A 17748-nucleotide genomic window follows, 5' to 3' on the forward strand; every position below is an offset into this window, starting at 1 on the left:
CCATAGCTTGATTCACTGGCAGGACTCGACCATCGAGTCCTGCCAGTAACAGTCACCACGTTCACTCCCACGTATCCATCCCCAGCAGTTTACGACCAAGTGGAGATAGGTCGGCCGTTTGGTAACGCTCTTTCTCCCAGTTACGCGGGTCTCCGGGAAAAGCGTACCCTTCGGGTGCCTGCCGGTCACGCCAAGACATGATGCGCCACTGCCTGAGCGCTTCGTTGTCTTCTTCAGCGGGCATCATCGAAATATACTGGGCAATCCGCACTTTGTCTTTAGACAGATTCGGGCGAATACCGTGGGGTTGGGTACTGTTAAATATCAGCAGATCGCCCGCTTCCATTTTTACTTTCACAAACTCAAATCCCGTAGTATCCGGTTTAAAGTGATCCCGATCGTCGGGTTGTGTTAATTTCCAGGTATCGTAGGTTCGAAACAGTTCGGGTATGCATTGAAAACCGCCCATGTTCTCGTCGGTCTGGTCAGCCAGTGCCAGGACTCCCTGCACATTCTGTGGACGCGTCTCGGGGTCATAATCCCAGTGGATGAACCCCTTGAACTCATGCCCCGGTCGGACCGGAAAATTCAGATTGGCCCGGTCTATTGTTACCCATAATTTTTCCGTCCCCCAGATGTCAACGAAAGCGTCATAGACTCGGGGATATTGCCGATTATCCCACTCAAACTGATGATTATAAAGTTCGACCATACCACTGTTGGCCAGTTCTTTCATTTTTATTTCGGCGCGGGGCGGGGCATACCAGGTGGTCGGATCTGCCGGATCTTTTTCTTCAAACTCCCAGATTAGGTTGGCAAGTCGTTCGGCATTTTCCTTTGGCACTGCCTGTTTAATGACGATGTATCCGTTCTCTTTCCAGAATTGCCAGTCATCGTCAGATAAGACCCGTAAGGGCTTGCTATCTGGTGTACGCACACTCAGCTTAAGCTTACTGCTGGTAGCAGTGGATGGATTTCCCGGAATGTCTTTATGCGCATTGTCAGGAATCCTAGTGGTGGGAGCCATCGTCGGCTGCATCGTTTCCATTAGACAATAGGATGATTAGGTGAATTTGTTGACTCAAAATTAGTGCCTTTTCAAAGAGCAGTGTTAAGACGAAACTGGCCTGTTTTTGCACTATATTGCTCTTGTATTCGATAAAAGGCGCTTGCTACGGTAGTTCACAGCAAAATTGACGAAATTATGAAAGTTGCCCTTGAGGAAATCAGCCCTGACGCCGACAGTTCTTTTCACATACTGGTAACACCCCGCTTGAGCGACGTTTTCCTTTGGCACTACCATCCCGAATACGAGATCGTTTACATTGAAGGAGCAAACGGCACCCGGCATGTAGGCGATCATATCTCCCGCTATGAAGGTAGCGACCTGGTGTTTATTGGACCAAATATCCCCCATTTGAATTTTGATTATGGTGTCAAGACCGATCATCAAAAAGTGGTAGTTCAGTTAAAAGAAAATTTTTTGGGCGAGGTATTGTGGCAAGCGCCCGAGTTTACAAAGATCTCGGCCTTGTTTGAACGTGCCCGCTCCGGTATTTCCTTTTACGGCCAAACCCGGCATACCGTTGGCGAACGACTCAAGCAGTTAGCCCAGCTACCCCCTTTTGACCGACTGCTGCAACTCCTCAGCATTTTCCACCAGCTGGCAACCAGCACCGAATATGAACCCCTGAAAGGAGAAGTTGCTACAAGCACCTATAATTTAACCGAACAACAACGACTGAAACGGGTCAATCAATTCATTGCCGAACACTATACGCGTCGACTGTCGATCCTGGAAGTAGCGAACATTGCCAACCTGACAGAAGCCGCTTTCTGCCGTTATTTTAAACGCATGACCCGCCTGACGTTTACCCAGTTTTTGAATCAGTACCGAATTAGCCAGGCTCAGAAATTGTTGTTGCGGGATAAAACTGTGTCGGACGCCTGCTTTGCTTCCGGATTTGAAAGCCTATCCTACTTTAACAAAATTTTCCGGCGGGTAACCGGCGAAAATCCTCTACAATTTAAGAAAAGGCATCAGGGATGACCAGACGTTTTTACTCCTGCAAATCGGCTAAAAAGATAAGTTTCAGCCATCCTTAAGGCGTATTTGTGTAGTTTAGCAGTCAGAAAAGCCGCGGTTTAATCGAGTGAAGTAGGCCGGGTATGTAAGACCCTGACCCACATGACCTCGAACCTGACGACTTTGACAAACCTGAATTTATGTCCGAGCAAAAACCACTGATTTTAATCACGAACGACGACGGCATTACGGCGCACGGTATTCGCACGCTCGTTGAATTAATGAAACAACTCGGCTCGGTTGTCGTCGTTGCTCCCAACAGCCCCCAGTCGGGTATGGGCCACGCCATTACGATTGCCAATCCGATCCGGCTTTATCCTTCCACTATTTTTGACGACGTCCCGGCCTACGAATGTTCGGGCACTCCGGCCGATTGTGTAAAGCTGGCCAAGAATCACATCCTGAAGGATCGCTCCCCCGACCTGGTGGTGAGCGGAATCAATCATGGCAGTAATTCTTCCATCAGTGTCTTATATTCCGGGACGATGTCGGCCGCTATCGAAGCGGCTATCGAGGGCATTCCGGCTATTGGTTTTTCGTTGGGCGACTTTACCCAGCAACCCGATTTCTCACATGCTCATGAGCATATCCTGACCATTGCCCGTACCGTTCTTGAACGGGGTATGGAACGCGGCACAGCGTTGAACGTCAACTTCCCGGCCCGGGCAGCAGAACCTCTGAAAGGCATCCGCATCTGCCGGCAGGCTAATGCAAAATGGCAGGAAGTCTTCGATGAACGACGCGACCCGCACGGACGACGCTATTTCTGGCTGGCTGGCGATTTCGTCAACTTCGACACGCATGCCGAAGACACCGACGAGTATGCCCTGTCGCAGAATTATACGTCCATCGTTCCCTGTAAGTACGACCTCACGGCCTATACTATGATGGATAAGCTGAAGGAATGGAAACTTTAAAAATGTGGGATATAGGATGTAAGATCTATGATATACCGGTGGTTGACACGACACACTTTATAGCCTATCCAGCATCTTACATGACATATCATACATTCTAGATCATACATAATTATGGCTTTATTAGGAAGTATGCTCAAAAATGGCATTCGGTTAACGAATGTTGTCCGGCTGAGGAAATTTAATGCACTTCGGTTACAACGGAAGGTCTTTCGGAAGCTAATTCGAAAAGCACAGTTCACAAAGTTTGGCGAAGCGTATCGTTTTGATGAGTTGCTGCGGGCCATCGAATTTGGTAATGAGCGTGAGTTTTATCAGAAATACAAGCAGAATGTGCCCATCCATGATTACAATAAGATGTTTGATGGGTGGTGGAAAAAAACACTGGCCGGGGAAGCAAATGTGAGTTGGCCGGGAAAAGTGAAATACTTCGCCTTAAGCTCCGGCACGTCCGAAGCGGCCACGAAGTACATCCCGGTGACAAAGTCCATGTCGAAAGCCATTCAGCGCACCAGCATTCGGCAGATTCTTACCCTGGGAAAATACCAAAACCTGCCGTCGACACTCTATGAGAAAGGTTGTTTAATGCTGGGGGGTAGTACCGACCTAAACGTTCGCGAAGGGCACTATGAAGGGGATTTGAGCGGCATTACGGCCAGTAAAATTCCGCTTTGGTTTGAGCGGTTCTACAAACCCGGCCGCGACATTGCCCAAGAACGTGATTGGGCGCACAAACTGGATGAGATTACCGAACAGGCGGCCAGTTGGGATATTGGTTATGTAGTGGGGGTTCCGGCCTGGATTCAGTTGCTCATGGAGAAAATCATTGCCCGGTATAATGTTAAAACCATTCACGACATCTGGCCGAACCTGATGGTGTTTTGTCACGGGGGTGTTTCATTTGAACCCTACCGACAGGGATTTCAGAAGCTTTTGGCACACCCGATCACGTATATTGAAACCTATCTGGCTTCGGAGGGCTTTATCGCTTACCAAACCCATCCCGATGCCGAGGGCATGCAACTGGTGCTTAATAATGGGCTATTCTTCGAGTTCATTCCTTTCAATGAGCAGAACTTCTCTCCCGATGGCGAACTGATCGAAAAGCCGGAAACCCTGATGATCGATGAAGTAGAGGAAGGAAAAGAATATGCGCTTCTGATCTCGACCTGTTCCGGCGCCTGGCGTTACCTCATTGGCGATACCATCCGGTTTGTCGATAAGAAACGGGCAGAGATCGTCATTACGGGCCGCACCAAGCACTTCCTGAGTTTGTGCGGGGAGCACTTATCGGTCGACAATATGAATAAGGCAATCGAAATGGTGTCCGACGAACTGGGCATTTCCATTCGGGAGTTTACCGTTGCCGGTGTTACCCACGAGACGCTGTTTGCTCACCACTGGTACATAGGCACCAATGACAACGTGAACGCCAACGACCTCCGTGACCGGCTAGATGCCAAACTTAAAGAACTCAACGATGACTATGCTGTTGAACGTCGGCACGCCCTTAAAGACATCAGTGTGACCGTGTTGCCGACAAAAACGTTTTATGACTGGATGGAATCCCGAGGAAAAATGGGTGGCCAGAATAAATTTCCCCGCGTTCTGAAAAAAGGCATGATCGCCGAGTGGGAGCGTTTTTTAACTGCTGTATGATATATGATGTTGGGTGTATGATATAGGCCATTCGTGGTAACCTAATCATACACCCAACATGTTACATCCAAAATCCCTCCTTACCAATTCAATGCCCTGGAAAGGGGCTCGAGCAATCGGGTATAGGCTATGTTGGCGGCTCCGATGAGAAAAACGACTCCGGTTGTGCGGTTGAAAATGAGTACGACCCGTGGTGTAAAAAGTCGTTTGAGCCGGTTGGCGTAGTACGCCAGCGCCGATTCAGTGGCAAAAACGCCCACCAGTGCAGCCGCCATAAACCCGTATTGCTGAGCCATGTTGTAATGCAGGTGTGAGCGAATATAGGCAACGATTGCCACCCACGACACAAAGTTGACGGGATTCAGCGCGTTCAGAAAAAAACCGGTCGTGAAATAATAAACGAAATTTCCGAATCGTGTTTTAGGGTAAGCCAGCCGGGGCGTTCCTTTCAAGATGTTTACCAGACCCATCGCGACCAGAAAAATCACGCCAATTGCGGCCATAATATTTTCAAACCCCTGCACTTTCGGAATAAAGGCTGTGCCTAGTAAGGCAGCCAGCACAAACAGGGTGTCGCCCGTTATCACGCCGAATACAATCTTCATGCCTGAACGAAACCCATTGTCGACACTATTCTGGATCAAGGCAAAAAACACCGTTCCAAATGTCAGGCAAAGAGCAACGCCAACCAGGAAGCCAAATAAAATGGGTAAAAACACAGGTAATTATGATTTATAGTTAAATTTTTACAGCTATCGCATCCAGGTCGGTTTGCCATAAACCATTACCTGTAAACCATAAACTGAAACCGGTGTTTAGATTCCCCGCAGCCGGGCAACAATTAATAAGCCACTTACACTAAGCGAATCCGTGATTTTGCTGGTCATGGCCATGTCAACGGCTTCGGCAAGGGGCAGTTTCCAGAGACGCAGATCTTCCGTTTCTTCGGGAGCATGCTCACCTTCCGTAAGCCCTTCGGCTATATACAGGAAACCTTCTTCGTCGGTGGCGGAATTGGAAGTATGAATTCGGGCAATTTTCGTCCAGGTTGCGGCCTCCAGGCCCGTTTCCTCTTTCAGCTCCCGTTTGGCCGATTCCAGTGGGTCGGTACCCAGTGGCGAACCGCCTTCGGGAATTTCCCAGGAATACTCATTCAGTGGGTAGCGATATTGCCCCACAAGGTACGTGTTGCCCGCTTCGTCAATGGGAATTACGCCAACTGCCTTGTTCTTGAAGCTAACGACGCCATAAATACCGGGCGTGCCTGCCGGGGTAATTACCTCTTCGTGGCGGATCGCCATCCACGGGTTTTCATATTTGACTGCTGAATTGAGTGTCTGCCAGGGGTTTTCAGTTGAGTTCATAAAAACGAATCTGTTCATTTGCCGGAGAAATGCAGTAAATCAGTGACGGCTTCCAAGATGCAGGAACCGATCATTTCCTCCAAAAGGCCGCTAAGTTATTACCTTTCAGCCAAACCCGGCGAAAATCTCCTGCTTTTAACCTTTCGTCATTTTCTGCAAGATTTATATGGTGACCCAAACAGTCGGACGCTTTCGGTAATTTACGGTCAACAAACTAAAAGCCCATATCGGTTTAACAACGCGTGCCCGAAATCGCTTATCTTCGGGCAAATACCCAATCTGGCCACTTTTAATGTATCAAAAACTAGTTTTAACCTGTCTTTTTATCGGATGTGCCCTTTTAACGCAGGGGCAGAAAAATAAACCAGCCAGCACGACGAAGCCGTTTGAGTTAGGACTGATTGAAACCATCTCCTCAAAGGAATTAGGCGAAACTCGAACCCTGAATATTTACCTGCCCGACGGCTATTCGAAAGACTCCCTCGCTAACTATCCGGTCATCTTCCTACTGGACGGCTCCGCCGATGAGGATTTTATTCATATAAGTGGCCTGGTTCAATATGCCAACTTTTCATGGGTTAATCTATTACCCAAATCCATTGTTGTCGGCATTTCCAATGTGGACAGAAGACGGGATTTCACGTATCCAACGACCATCGAGAAGGATAAAAAGGACTTTCCAACGACGGGTCATTCCACAAAATTCATTGCTTTTATAGAAAATGAACTTCAACCGTTCATTCGAAAAAAGTACAGCACTAATCCAAACCGGATGATCATCGGTCAATCGCTGGGCGGTTTGTTAGCGACCGAAATCTTATTCAAAAAACCCTGGTTATTTAACCAATACGTAATTATCAGCCCCAGTCTATGGTGGGATGATGAATCATTGCTAACCGTCAAGCCCGCGTTTTTACAGCCGGATTTCAGACAGAAAATAACGGCATTTGTTGGCGTCGGAAACGAGGGAAAAATTATGGCGAATGATGTCGATCGTTTGGTGACCATTCTCAAGCAAGACGCTGGCAAACCATTTTCCGTTAACTTCCACCACTTTACAAACGAGAACCACGCGACCATTCTCCACCTGGCTGTTTACAAAGCATTTGAATCGTTTAAAAAGTAGTTCCAGTTAACTTGACGTGGGCTTTGTCTCACCACCGTTTCCCTTTATACTCAACGTAACCGGGGTACATGCCCAAATCCAAACCCTATTATTTATATACTTTATCAACATGAAATTTTTCGGCATATCCCTCATTACGCTCTTCTTCCTCCATTCCCTTCACGCCCAAACGATTCGTTATGAGGTCTCATTTCCTAATGCCGTTCACCACGAAGCCGAGATACGTCTAACGGTTACACAACTGCCCAAACAAACAGCCACCTTCCGCATGAGTCGTTCATCGCCGGGACGGTACGCCACCCACGAATTCGGCAAGAATGTATATAATGTTCGGGCATCCGATGAACAGAACAAACCGCTGACCCTGATCCGTACCGAAGGAGACGTCTACACCGTTCCCTCCCACAAGGGTACAGTCAGCATAACCTATACCCTTTATGGCAATTACCCTGACGGCACCTACATGGGCATTGACCCGCAGAGTATTCACCTGAATATGCCCGCTACCTTCATGTGGGTGAAGGGCTTCGACAAACAGCCCATTGAGGTAAAATTCACGCTTCCCAGCGACAACATGGGGGTGGTTGCCACCCAATTGGTGCCCACTGCCGATCGGTATACGTTTACCGCTCCGGGTTTGCAGTACTTCATGGATTCACCCACTAAAATCGGGAAGCTGGCCGTCAATGAATGGAAACGAACCAATTCAGACGGTAAGTCTCTCACCTTTCGGGTAGCCCTGGAGGCTGCGGTTGCGGATTCTACCGCGGCTGGCTTTACGAAGAAAATTGAGCGCATTGTCGACCAGGCAAAGGCCGTTTTTGGCGAATTTCCTGATTACGATTACGGAAACTACACGTTTCTGGCCAGCCTGAATCCTTTTGTACGGGGCGACGGCATGGAACACCGCAATTCGACCATGATTACCGTTCCTGTTAACTTTACCGGTCCGGAGCCTGTGCTGGGTGTGTTTGCGCATGAATTTTTCCATTGCTGGAATGTCGAACGCATCCGCCCCAAAACGCTCGAACCGTTCAACTTCGAGAAAAGCAACATGAGTTACGAACTCTGGTTTGCCGAAGGATTTACACAATATTACGGCGAACTGATGCTGGTTCGGGCGGGCTTTACACCCGTTTCGGACTACACAAACACCTTGACAGGGATCGTTGCGGGCAAAGTGGCGACACCAGGCGGCAGGTACTATTCCCCGATCGACGCCAGTTGCCATGCCGTTTTTGTGGATGCGGGTGTTTCCATCGACCGGACGAATTACGGGAATATGTTCACCTCCTATTACACCTACGGGGCGGCCGTAGCCCTGGCGCTGGACCTCGAGTTACGACAGCGGAACCAGTCACTCGATCAATACATGCAAGCCATTTGGAAGCGCTTCGGCAAACCGGAACAACCGTATACAGTTGATGGGCTGCAAACTGTACTGGCTAGTTTGACTACCCCTGATTTTGCCAAATCGTTCTTCAGCAAATACGTTTACGGCCATGAGCCAATTGACTATACTTCGTTACTGGCCAAAGCAGGCATGACCATCAAAAAAACGATGGAGGGGAAAGCCTGGGTGGGTAATGTTCGCTATGCCGAAACCGACAAGGGACTGCAGATCACATCCAACACCATTCGGGATACGCCATTATACAAAATAGGGGTAGATATAGATGATGTGATTACATCACTGGATGGTCAGGTGGTGACGAAAGTCAATGATATGATAATGGCGCTTAACAACCATAAGCCAGGCGATACTGTATCAATGGTGTATAGCCATCGGGGTATTACAAAAACCGCATCGGTTACGCTCGAAGAAAACCCGGCCTTTTCGGTGCAGTTGGTTGAAAGCAATGGTCAGGCACTTTCTTCCGATAGGAAACAATTCCGTGCCAACTGGCTGGAGAAAAAGTAGTGGCCGACTGTACCCTATTGACAGGTCCTTCTTCCGGTTGACCACCTGTCAGCTTACCTATTACGTTTAAAAAGCTAGACCACCCGATTCTTTGAAAACCACTCAACCGGCGCTATTTCGGGCATTGACACGAAGAAACCGCCGGTAAATCGTTACTTTTGCCATCCCCAATCTAATTCTAAGCCTTTATGAGTGCCAGTCAACAAACGAAATACCGATGGATGGGCATCTCGCTTGGACTGAGCATTACGCTTCTGGCCATAAAGTTTACGGCTTACTTTCTGACTTATTCGACTGCTATTCTGAGCGATGCCGTCGAATCCATCGTCAATGTAATTGCCAGTGGGTTTGCCTTTTACAGCATCTATCTGGCGGGGCAACCCCGTGACCTGAACCATCCGTACGGGCACGGAAAAATTGAATTTTTGTCCTCAGGATTTGAAGGGGCCATGATTCTCTCTGCAGGTTTGGTCATCCTCTGGCAGTCTATTCTCAGTTTTTTTGAACCCAAAACTCTCTCCAACCTCGATTGGGGTTTTGCATTGATCGGCATCACAGCGCTGGCGAATGCCTTTGTTGGCTGGATGCTCGTGCGTTCCGGTCGTCAAACGGATTCGGCCGCCCTCACCGCCGACGGCAAGCACCTGCTCACCGATACCTTTAGCAGTGTCGTGGTTATGGCGGGGGTGGCGCTGGTTGGGCTCACCGGCAAACACTGGATTGACAGCAGTCTGTCGGTTATTTTGTCGATTGTGATTATTTATAACGGGTTCCAGATCACCCGCCAGTCCGTGGCCCGCCTGATGGATGAAGCTGATGTGCCAACATTGCACCGGGTGGTCAACCTTCTGAATGTTCATAAGGATCGCAACTGGATTGATGTCCATAACCTCAGGGTTCAGAAATACGGAGCTGATTTACACATCGACTGCCATTTAACCCTCCCTTACTACTGGCAGTTGGGACAGGTACACGAAGAGGTTCATCATTTTGAGGATACCTTAAAAGATGGCTTTACGGGCGAAGTTGAAATCTTTGTCCATACAGATCCCTGTGTTAATGAATGCTGCCACTATTGCCGGGTAACCAACTGCCCCGTTCGGGCATTTGCCTTTGTTAACGATGTTGACTGGAACGCTGAGAACTTACCTCTGAACCAGAAGCATTTTGTGCCCCTCAATACCCCAGAAGCCAGTTAAGGTCAGGGAAACCAGTTTGGTTTTTATGGTAAATGGATTGCATCTCATTTGCCGGCGCTTTGGCTTTCCTTGTACCTCATTAATACGCTTTCGAATTGATCTAGTATGGGCCCTGTCTGGTCTTGTGGTAATCTCTAGTAATGAATACGCTTAATCTCGCACAAGCGCCCTACCAAAAGTCAACTTCCTGTCTATTAATAAATTAAATAAAAAATATAGCACAGGTTACCTTGGTAAGGTGAAGCTGGTTATTGTCTTAGATCAGGGCGACAGTGTTTTACTAACACTCATCTTCCCTTTGAGCTTTTTTGATCTTTTGGAAGGATAATTCCTAAATATTCGCCGTTAAATTAAATTTTCGCTTTATTTTATCAAAATAGTTGAATTAAATCTTTTTATTGACCAATTTTGTTTCACTGCTACCGAGGTAGCGCCAAAATTGCTTTTTTCAATTCAGGTTGTATTCAAACAGGAAAGGCTGGTCGCACTACGACCAGCCTTTTTTATGTAACTTCCGATGAAAGAATACGAGTTAAGGGCTTGTATGCTGGCACCTTAAATGAACAGAATTAGCGTCCGCAAATTCCTTTATAGTCACAGAATTGACAGGTTTCAATTTGATCCGTCTTTTTAAAAGGGTGCTCAGGATCAAGTATTTGCAGGATCAACTGATGAAGTAAAGCCTCCGAATCATCGATGTATTGTTGGGGACTATCGTTTTCCCCGAATCGGACGGGGTTGGTTTTGAAGCCGCCGTTTATGTCCCGAAACGAGTAAAACCCAGCTTCAACGGGCATTCCATCCGCCTTGAAAATATCTTTTTTTGCCCGGTCTTTTGGTAACCCCCCGTGTTCGCTAATGTTCTTCAGGGCCAGGTACCGGTAAAGCCATAATTGCCGCATCTTGTCCTCTTTGCCGTCATGCAGCAGCTTATCGCTTAGGTCTTTGGGTGTTTTTTCGGAAAGATCGACTTTACCCGTTTTATAATCCACGATACGAATTGTATCGCCAAACCGTTCGATGCGGTCTACTTTCCCGGCAATTCGCACCCGAATTGGAGCACGCCCGGTAAGCGGAATAGTCAAAAACGTTTCGAGTGTCTGCTCGGTACCGATGACCGTTAACCCCGGAAGCGCATTCTGCTGCCTTTGAAAATCGAGCATCAGTTTCTGAGCCAACTCATAGAGCAGGAGGTTCATGCCCGACTCTATAACTCGACCTTTGTTGGAAATAGCAAATTCTTCTTCAAGGAGATTCTTAATAATCGACTCATCAATAGGGCGCGATTCCAGGCGGTATTCAAGGTCAAGGCGTTCCATTACTTTGTGCAGCCAGCTACCGAACTCAGCCGCCCCCATTTTTTCTTCTATATCTTCCTCTTCGCTGATGTTCACAATCCGGCTGAAATAGAACCGCATCGAACAGCTCACAAACTGATTCAGGTAGGACGGATACAGGCCTTTGGTGGTGAGCAGCTTGATAAGATCTTCCTGTATGCGTTCCGTTTTGGGAACCCTTAATTGCGTCAGGTCCGCTTCCACCGATTCGCCTGCCCGGCCAAACCGAACCGTTGGGTGACTGATGCGAACCAGCCCGTTCGACTGTGGGACCAGCTCATGTTCCAGCTGTCGGATAAACCGACTGGGTTCCCCTTTGCTATTGCCATACGCATCGGTTGACGTAGTGTAGAGCAAAACAACTTCGCTGGCCCGTTGCAACAAGCGATAAAAATGATAGGCCATGACAGCTTCCTGCTCCCGATAGGTCGGCAGTTTTAATTCAGAAGCAATGTCAAACGGAATCAACGAGTTTAGCTTTCGCGACTGCGGCAAAATTCCTTCGTTCACCGAAAGAATGATAACCCGGTCAAAATCCAGGGCTCGTGTTTCGAGCATCCCCATGATCTGTAACTGGCTCTTTCCTTCACTCGTAAAGGGAATGCTGGTTTGCCGGATCAATTCATAGAGAAACTGCCGAAAGCTACGGACGGTAACCATATTGGAGCCGTCACCCTCCCGTTGCAGCAAAGGTCCGGTCGAAGGGGCAATTGGGTCATAAACCCCACTTCCGGAACGTTGAACCTTGCTTCGGATAGGTCCTCTCCCCTGTCCGCCACCACTCTCACCCTGTCGCTCCAGCGTGGCTTCCAGTTGTTTCAGCAGCGTAAAAAACAGGTACAGGTATTCGATTTCGATGGCATCCTGACTGGCCCGATACACGTCACGGAGCAGTTCAATCAGCTCGTAAAAGGCATGAATTGCCTTCATTGGCTCCTCATTGGGCCAGCGAGTGAACAGCACCTGAACAAGCGGATCGTTCTGCCCCAACTCTCTGATTTCTTTCTCCGTTAGATAAACCCGCTGATTCCTGACAATTTCTTTGGCAATCCACTGAAAGAGCGGCTCGGGAGGCAGAACTTCCCCCGTTGGCAGTATTTCACCTGGCCACGTAAGTCCCCGAATACGCTCATATTGCTTCAGAAAGGGGTGATTCAGCAGCTTTACGACATGGCGATGGTGAAACTTGGGAATCTTCAGATCGCGCCCGTCCTTCGTTCTAAACTCATGGACGGTCCGCTGCATCTCGAACAACGTATCGACCAGCGTAAACATCAACGACGACCGAAGGGACAGCCCCATCGTAACGTTTAAATCGGTAACATCTTCATCCAGTGCATACAGTACGGGTACCAGCAGGGTTTCGTCGGCAAGCACAATAGCGGTTTTGGGGGGTCTCGCCCTAGAAACCACCTGATCTCGTTGCCCCGCTTCCTTTTGCCACTCGCTGTATATCTTACCGGCCACTTTAGTCTGCATACTGGCGTTGGGTACGCCAACCACCCGGATGTTTTTCCCGGAGCCGAGCAGGTTGTTGGACTGGCGGGCCAGGTCTTCGTGGTTTTGCTTAGAAAAAAACCAGCCATTGTCTTTGTACCGGCGCAGAAATTCACCCGCTTCCTGACGCCAGTCGTTCATGTAATACAGATCGGCATCCCAGATCAGTTCAGCTTTCTGCGCATCGACCAAAATTCTGATGATGTGTTCTTCGGCCCGGCTGAGGGCATTGAACCCCACAAAATACACCCGCTCATAAGCCAGATTATCCCGAATCAGCGATTCTACGTTTTGAGCGAGCAACCGGTAGGCCATTCCCCGATACGCCAGATGCTGGTCGTTCAACCGTTCATGCAGGGCATGGTAAGCCGTTTGCAGATTTTCGAAGAGCTTAAAATAACGGGTCGTACCGGGGGTTTCGGTGATGGGCTTCGCATTGGGCGGAAGATCCATATTCCACTGCTCAATCCGTTTGGCAGCAGTGAGGTAGCTGAATAATTCGTTTGGTTCAATGAGGTACTGATCAATCCGATCAAAGTCAGACAGTAGTATCGACGCCCAGCCAATGAACTGTTCAAATTCAACCAGCGGATCTATCTCTTTAAAAACATCGTAAAGTTCAAAGAGTAAGCTCACCGAATCGATGAGTTGAACACCCGCTGCCTGGGTAATAAAATCGTCGACGGCGAGGGCATGAGGAGCCAGAAACGGCCGATCTGAAAGGGACGCCAGTTCGTCTAAAAATGTCGACACAGCCCGGCGGGTAGGCAATATGACCCAAACGTCGTTCAGGCTCGGACCATGGGCCTCGAAAATTCGCTGGGCTGTTTGTTGAAGGAAAGTCAAGTTATTTCTGTTATTAACGTCGGTTAGCCATCATGGCCCCGTTTTAACCAGAAGCTGGCATACCAACTGGTTTTTGCTGTTATCAAAGTTAATGGATTACAGATGGATTTGAGCCCTATCCGTCATAACAATTGGCGGGAGCATTAAATTGATTGGGGCGAAGCTGCCACTGTCGTTTCTATCGGCCCAATCCATGGATGGAACGTTAAACCTTAATAAAAAAAGCGTTTATATAATTAAACCCTATGTATCAATGCATTCGGTCGCCCCGCACAGCGATTGTTGCCATAATATCTGCCTCCACGGCCAGAAACTCCTTCCACCGGTCGCGCACCCGACTTGCGGGAAGGTATAATTCCGCTAATTCGATAAACGTGCGGTAATGACCCGCTTCCGAGATCATTAATTCCCGGTAAAATTTCTGCAAGCTTTCATCGGCCAGATTTTCGGATAAAAGTTTGAATCGCTCACAGCTTCGTGCTTCAATCAGGGCATTGATGAGCAGGTTGTCCATCATCTGTTCGTTCTGTTCGCCAATGGAACGCCGAAGACGTGACCGCAGTTGATTGACATAATCGTCTTTCCGCTGCCTTCCGAGTTTGATGTTTCGCTTGCGCAGTTCTTTTAACACCCGTTGAAAGTGGCCCCACTCCTCAGTAACGATAGGCGTAAGCGTTTCTACTAATTCAACTTTATCGGTGTACATGACAATGAGCGAAATGCAGGACGAAGCTGCTTTCTGCTCACACCACGCATGGTCAATCAGGATTTCGCCGATATTCATTTCGGCAATATTTACCCAGCGTGGATCGGTAGGGAGTTCAAGACCTAAGGTCGTAAGCGACATAAGGCACAAAGGTTAGTCAGAAAAGAATAGGGTCTGTTTTACAAATATAGGCACGCCATTTCTTACAACCGACTAACCCTTCCAGACATACAGCCACGCCAGGTACTGAACAGTGGTTTTTGTTTTTATTATCCAGCAAATGACGAATACCAGGAATCCCGTAGCCTATTTCGTTGTTAATAATCAAATGACTTCAACCAGACACCCTCGACGCATGCCCCGGCTAATGGCTGGTTGGCTATTGGTTAGCTGCCTGATCGTGGCAGGCTGCGGGCAGCACCACGAAGCATCGAAAACCAGTACGGTTATGGATGTCAAGCCCGTTAAACTCCCAACACCTAAACCTGGCGAAGCAGTAGCCACATTTGCCGGTGGTTGTTTCTGGGCCGTTCAGGAAGAAATGAAGTCCTTGAAGGGCGTGCGGGAAGCCGTCTCCGGATATGCCGGGGGTGATTTAGCTTTCCCAACGTATGAGCAGGTGGGCACCGACCAAACGGGTCATGCCGAAGCGGTTCAGGTTTATTATGATTCGACGGTTATTTCGTACGATGTGCTCCTTGATGCTTTTTTTGCCGGTCATGATGCTACCCAGTTGAATCGGCAGGGACCAGACATTGGCAGGCATTATCGATCCGTGGCTTTTTACCGAAGCCCCGCTGAGAAATCCCGTATTGACGCGGCCATTCAGCGTGAAAATACGTCCGGCCATCATCAGGGGCGGGTTGTAACCCAGGTGGAGCCCTTCCAGGCCTTTTACCCGGCTGAAGGGTATCATCAGAACTATTACCGCCAAAATCCCTACAACATGTACATCCACCTCGTTTCGGCGCCCAAAGTCGATGCATTTAAGGAGCGGATGGAAGACTGGCTGAAATAATGGTGATCGTATAGTAGATGCCTGCTCATGTAAATCGTCCCGCCCAGTAGCATTTTGTCAAGTCCGGTAACCGTTCGGCCAAATCTGGTATTGTAGGAATGATAGGAACCTCGTAACATTGTTCAGTCTTTCACGGACGGGACACACAAAAACGGGTGCCCCTGCAACAACAGACAACTATGGCAGAACCTGACAAATCAATTGGTCGTAAAATTCTAAGCTTTTTCGTTAAAGAAGAGGAACCCGGAACCGCCACCGGCACGCCACCAACGACGGCCACGGTTACTCCGCGCCCTTCGGCAACCGTTCCAGCATCGAGTGCGCCAGCTACCGGTAGTTCACCGATGCCCACTAACACGGCAACGAGTTTAGGGGGAACGGTCGACCAGAAGTTTGCCGAGCATTTCGCCAATGTTCTGGCGCAGAACAATCCACCGGGACCGGACTATTTCGAATTTCGTGAGACGCTACGCAGCCTGGGTAACCTTGGCCTGCCCGAAGACAAGCAGTTTCAGGCCGCCTGGGCAAGCTTTAAGGCATTGGGCGGATCGAGTGATGCGGGGTTGCTGACCAACACAGCAAATGGGTATATTGCTGCCTTAAACAAAGATCGGGAAGGATTTAGCAAAAGCGTTGAAGCCGCTCTGGCTGAACGCGTGGGTGGCTTGCAGAACGAAGAGAAACGCCTGCAAACGGAAAACAATGCACTGGCGCAACAGTTAGTCGAAATTCAAAAACAGATCGATGCCAACGCCAATCGGTTAACGGCAATAACTGGAGAAATATCGGAGCAAAGTGCCAAAATCACGCAGAATCGTCAGAATTACGAAACAACGTTTGCGCACTTTGCCGACCAGATTAAACATGACATCGCCAAAATGGCGCAGTATTTAAAGTAAGCTAATGGCCTGCAAACTACCCATATTGTCGTTTCGGCAACAACAAGGGGCGTCCTGAACCTAAGACTGTGTATCACAACCAAAAAACCTTAAACCAACTAAATGGCAACTCCTGATTTTTCAAAACTTGGCGGCAGTACGGACGTGGAAAAGCGTTCATTCTGGAGCCGCCCCGAAGGTGTGCTGGGAATGATCGTACTGGCCGGAGTGGCCGGTATGGGCCTGGTCTACTTTAACCGAATCATCGAATTCCTGATTCGGGCTACATCCAATATCCTTGAACTTTCTCTGCTATTGGGCGCCCTGGGCGTACTGATATTTCTGTTCACCAGCAAAGATGTGCGAACCGCCGTTTTTTTCCTTTTTAAATCCATGATGCGGAGCATTACCGGTACGGTTATTCAACTGAACCCGATTGCGATCATGAAAATCTACATTGACGATCTGAGAGAGAAGCGTGAGAAAATGCAGGGCCAAATTAATATTCTGGCGGGACAACTGGTGAAGCTGAACAAGAAAATCAATGAGAACAATGATGCGATCAAGCAAAAATTTGCCGAAGCAAACAAAGCTAATTCGCTGATTGACAAACCTGGCATGCGGGAAACGGCCCAACTGGCAACCATTGAAGGCGCTGGCCTGCAGGAGATGAACGAAAAACTGCTGCCGCTTCAGCGGAACATGAAAAATGTACTGGCGTTCATGGAGAAAGTAAACCAGAGCGCTGATTACATCATTAAAGAAACCGAAATTAAAGTACGGCTTAAAGAAACTGAATATCAAATTGTTAAGGATAGCTCTAATGCCCTTAAAACGGCAGTGAGCATCTTCAAAGGAGATCCCGACAAGAAGTTTTACTTCGACCAGTCAATGGAGTACATTCAGGATGACATGAGCATGAAGCTCGGCGAAATGAAGCGTGCCATGGATCTTTCGATGGACTTTATCAACGGGGTCGATATTCAGAACGGTATCCTGTCCGATAAGGGGGAAGCGTTGCTCGAAGCGTACAACAAAGGAGAATTCAAAATGGTACAACTGGATGCCCCAGCCCAAACAGTGAACCTGGGCCCGGCCCCACAAAAAGACGCTGGCTATAAAAACCTGCTCGATTAAAAGCGCAAAAGTGAATACGTGAACGAACAACTTTACGTCCGTTGGCCCTTACACTCA

Annotated in this window: 14 protein-coding genes; 9 read left to right on the forward strand and 5 right to left on the reverse strand. The window is 48.5% G+C overall.

All coding sequences use genetic code 11. The features are described from left to right. Positions 1-61: 61 nt before the first annotated feature. A complete protein-coding gene (locus ACYVK4_RS16075) occupies positions 62-1048 on the reverse strand; it encodes a phytanoyl-CoA dioxygenase family protein (RefSeq protein ID WP_461128535.1) in 987 nt (328 codons plus the stop codon). Between the two features lie 156 nt (positions 1049-1204). Here ACYVK4_RS16075 and ACYVK4_RS16080 point away from each other — a divergent pair, with 156 nt between their 5' ends. From ACYVK4_RS16080 to ACYVK4_RS16090, 3 genes are all read left to right on the forward strand, one after another. Continuing rightward, positions 1205-2050, forward strand: a complete 846-nt coding sequence (locus tag ACYVK4_RS16080) for an AraC family transcriptional regulator (RefSeq protein WP_461128536.1) — start codon at positions 1205-1207, stop codon at positions 2048-2050. A gap of 176 nt (positions 2051-2226) precedes the next feature. Beyond that, entirely contained in the window at positions 2227-3003 is a 777-nt protein-coding gene (surE, locus tag ACYVK4_RS16085; RefSeq protein ID WP_461128537.1) for a 5'/3'-nucleotidase SurE, read from the forward strand. Between the two features lie 114 nt (positions 3004-3117). Further along, on the forward strand, positions 3118-4662 hold the full coding sequence (locus tag ACYVK4_RS16090; protein ID WP_461128538.1) for a GH3 family acyl-acid amido synthetase: 1545 nt from the start codon (positions 3118-3120) through the stop codon (positions 4660-4662). 80 nt (positions 4663-4742) lie between these two features. Here ACYVK4_RS16090 and ACYVK4_RS16095 read toward each other — a convergent pair whose 3' ends face one another. Together ACYVK4_RS16095 and ACYVK4_RS16100 are read right to left on the reverse strand one after the other, a co-directional pair. Beyond that, on the reverse strand, positions 4743-5381 hold the full coding sequence (locus tag ACYVK4_RS16095; protein ID WP_461128539.1) for a LysE family translocator: 639 nt from the start codon (positions 5379-5381) through the stop codon (positions 4743-4745). 96 nt (positions 5382-5477) lie between these two features. After that, positions 5478-6026, reverse strand: coding sequence for an NUDIX domain-containing protein (locus ACYVK4_RS16100; protein WP_461128540.1), 549 nt, complete (start codon positions 6024-6026; stop codon positions 5478-5480). Between the two features lie 292 nt (positions 6027-6318). On the opposite strand from ACYVK4_RS16100, the gene ACYVK4_RS16105 reads away from it, so the two are divergent. From ACYVK4_RS16105 to ACYVK4_RS16115, 3 genes are all read left to right on the forward strand, one after another. Continuing rightward, positions 6319-7152 carry an alpha/beta hydrolase gene (locus ACYVK4_RS16105; RefSeq protein WP_461128541.1) on the forward strand — a complete coding sequence of 278 codons (834 nt, stop codon included), beginning with the start codon at positions 6319-6321 and terminating at the stop codon, positions 7150-7152. A gap of 109 nt (positions 7153-7261) precedes the next feature. Next, complete coding sequence (locus tag ACYVK4_RS16110; protein ID WP_461128542.1) at positions 7262-9073, forward strand: M61 family metallopeptidase; 1812 nt, start codon at positions 7262-7264, stop codon at positions 9071-9073. 188 nt (positions 9074-9261) lie between these two features. Further along, positions 9262-10272, forward strand: coding sequence for a cation diffusion facilitator family transporter (locus tag ACYVK4_RS16115; RefSeq protein ID WP_461128543.1), 1011 nt, complete (start codon positions 9262-9264; stop codon positions 10270-10272). A gap of 569 nt (positions 10273-10841) precedes the next feature. On the opposite strand, the gene ACYVK4_RS16120 is transcribed toward ACYVK4_RS16115, so the two are convergent. Both ACYVK4_RS16120 and ACYVK4_RS16125 read right to left on the reverse strand, forming a co-directional pair. Continuing rightward, positions 10842-13952 carry a PD-(D/E)XK nuclease family protein gene (locus ACYVK4_RS16120; protein WP_461128544.1) on the reverse strand — a complete coding sequence of 1037 codons (3111 nt, stop codon included), beginning with the start codon at positions 13950-13952 and terminating at the stop codon, positions 10842-10844. 250 nt (positions 13953-14202) lie between these two features. Continuing rightward, positions 14203-14799, reverse strand: a complete 597-nt coding sequence (locus tag ACYVK4_RS16125; RefSeq protein ID WP_461128545.1) for a MiaE family protein — start codon at positions 14797-14799, stop codon at positions 14203-14205. Positions 14800-14986: 187 nt separating this feature from the next. On the opposite strand from ACYVK4_RS16125, the gene msrA reads away from it, so the two are divergent. From msrA to ACYVK4_RS16140, 3 genes are all read left to right on the forward strand, one after another. Beyond that, positions 14987-15676 (forward strand): peptide-methionine (S)-S-oxide reductase MsrA, encoded by a 690-nt coding sequence (gene msrA / locus ACYVK4_RS16130; RefSeq protein WP_461128546.1) that lies wholly within the window; start codon positions 14987-14989, stop codon positions 15674-15676. A gap of 179 nt (positions 15677-15855) precedes the next feature. Then, positions 15856-16575 carry a hypothetical protein gene (locus tag ACYVK4_RS16135; RefSeq protein WP_461128547.1) on the forward strand — a complete coding sequence of 240 codons (720 nt, stop codon included), beginning with the start codon at positions 15856-15858 and terminating at the stop codon, positions 16573-16575. Between the two features lie 102 nt (positions 16576-16677). Next, on the forward strand, positions 16678-17691 hold the full coding sequence (locus tag ACYVK4_RS16140) for a hypothetical protein (protein WP_461128548.1): 1014 nt from the start codon (positions 16678-16680) through the stop codon (positions 17689-17691). Positions 17692-17748 lie beyond the last annotated feature (57 nt).

This window comes from Spirosoma aerophilum (assembly GCF_054782495.1).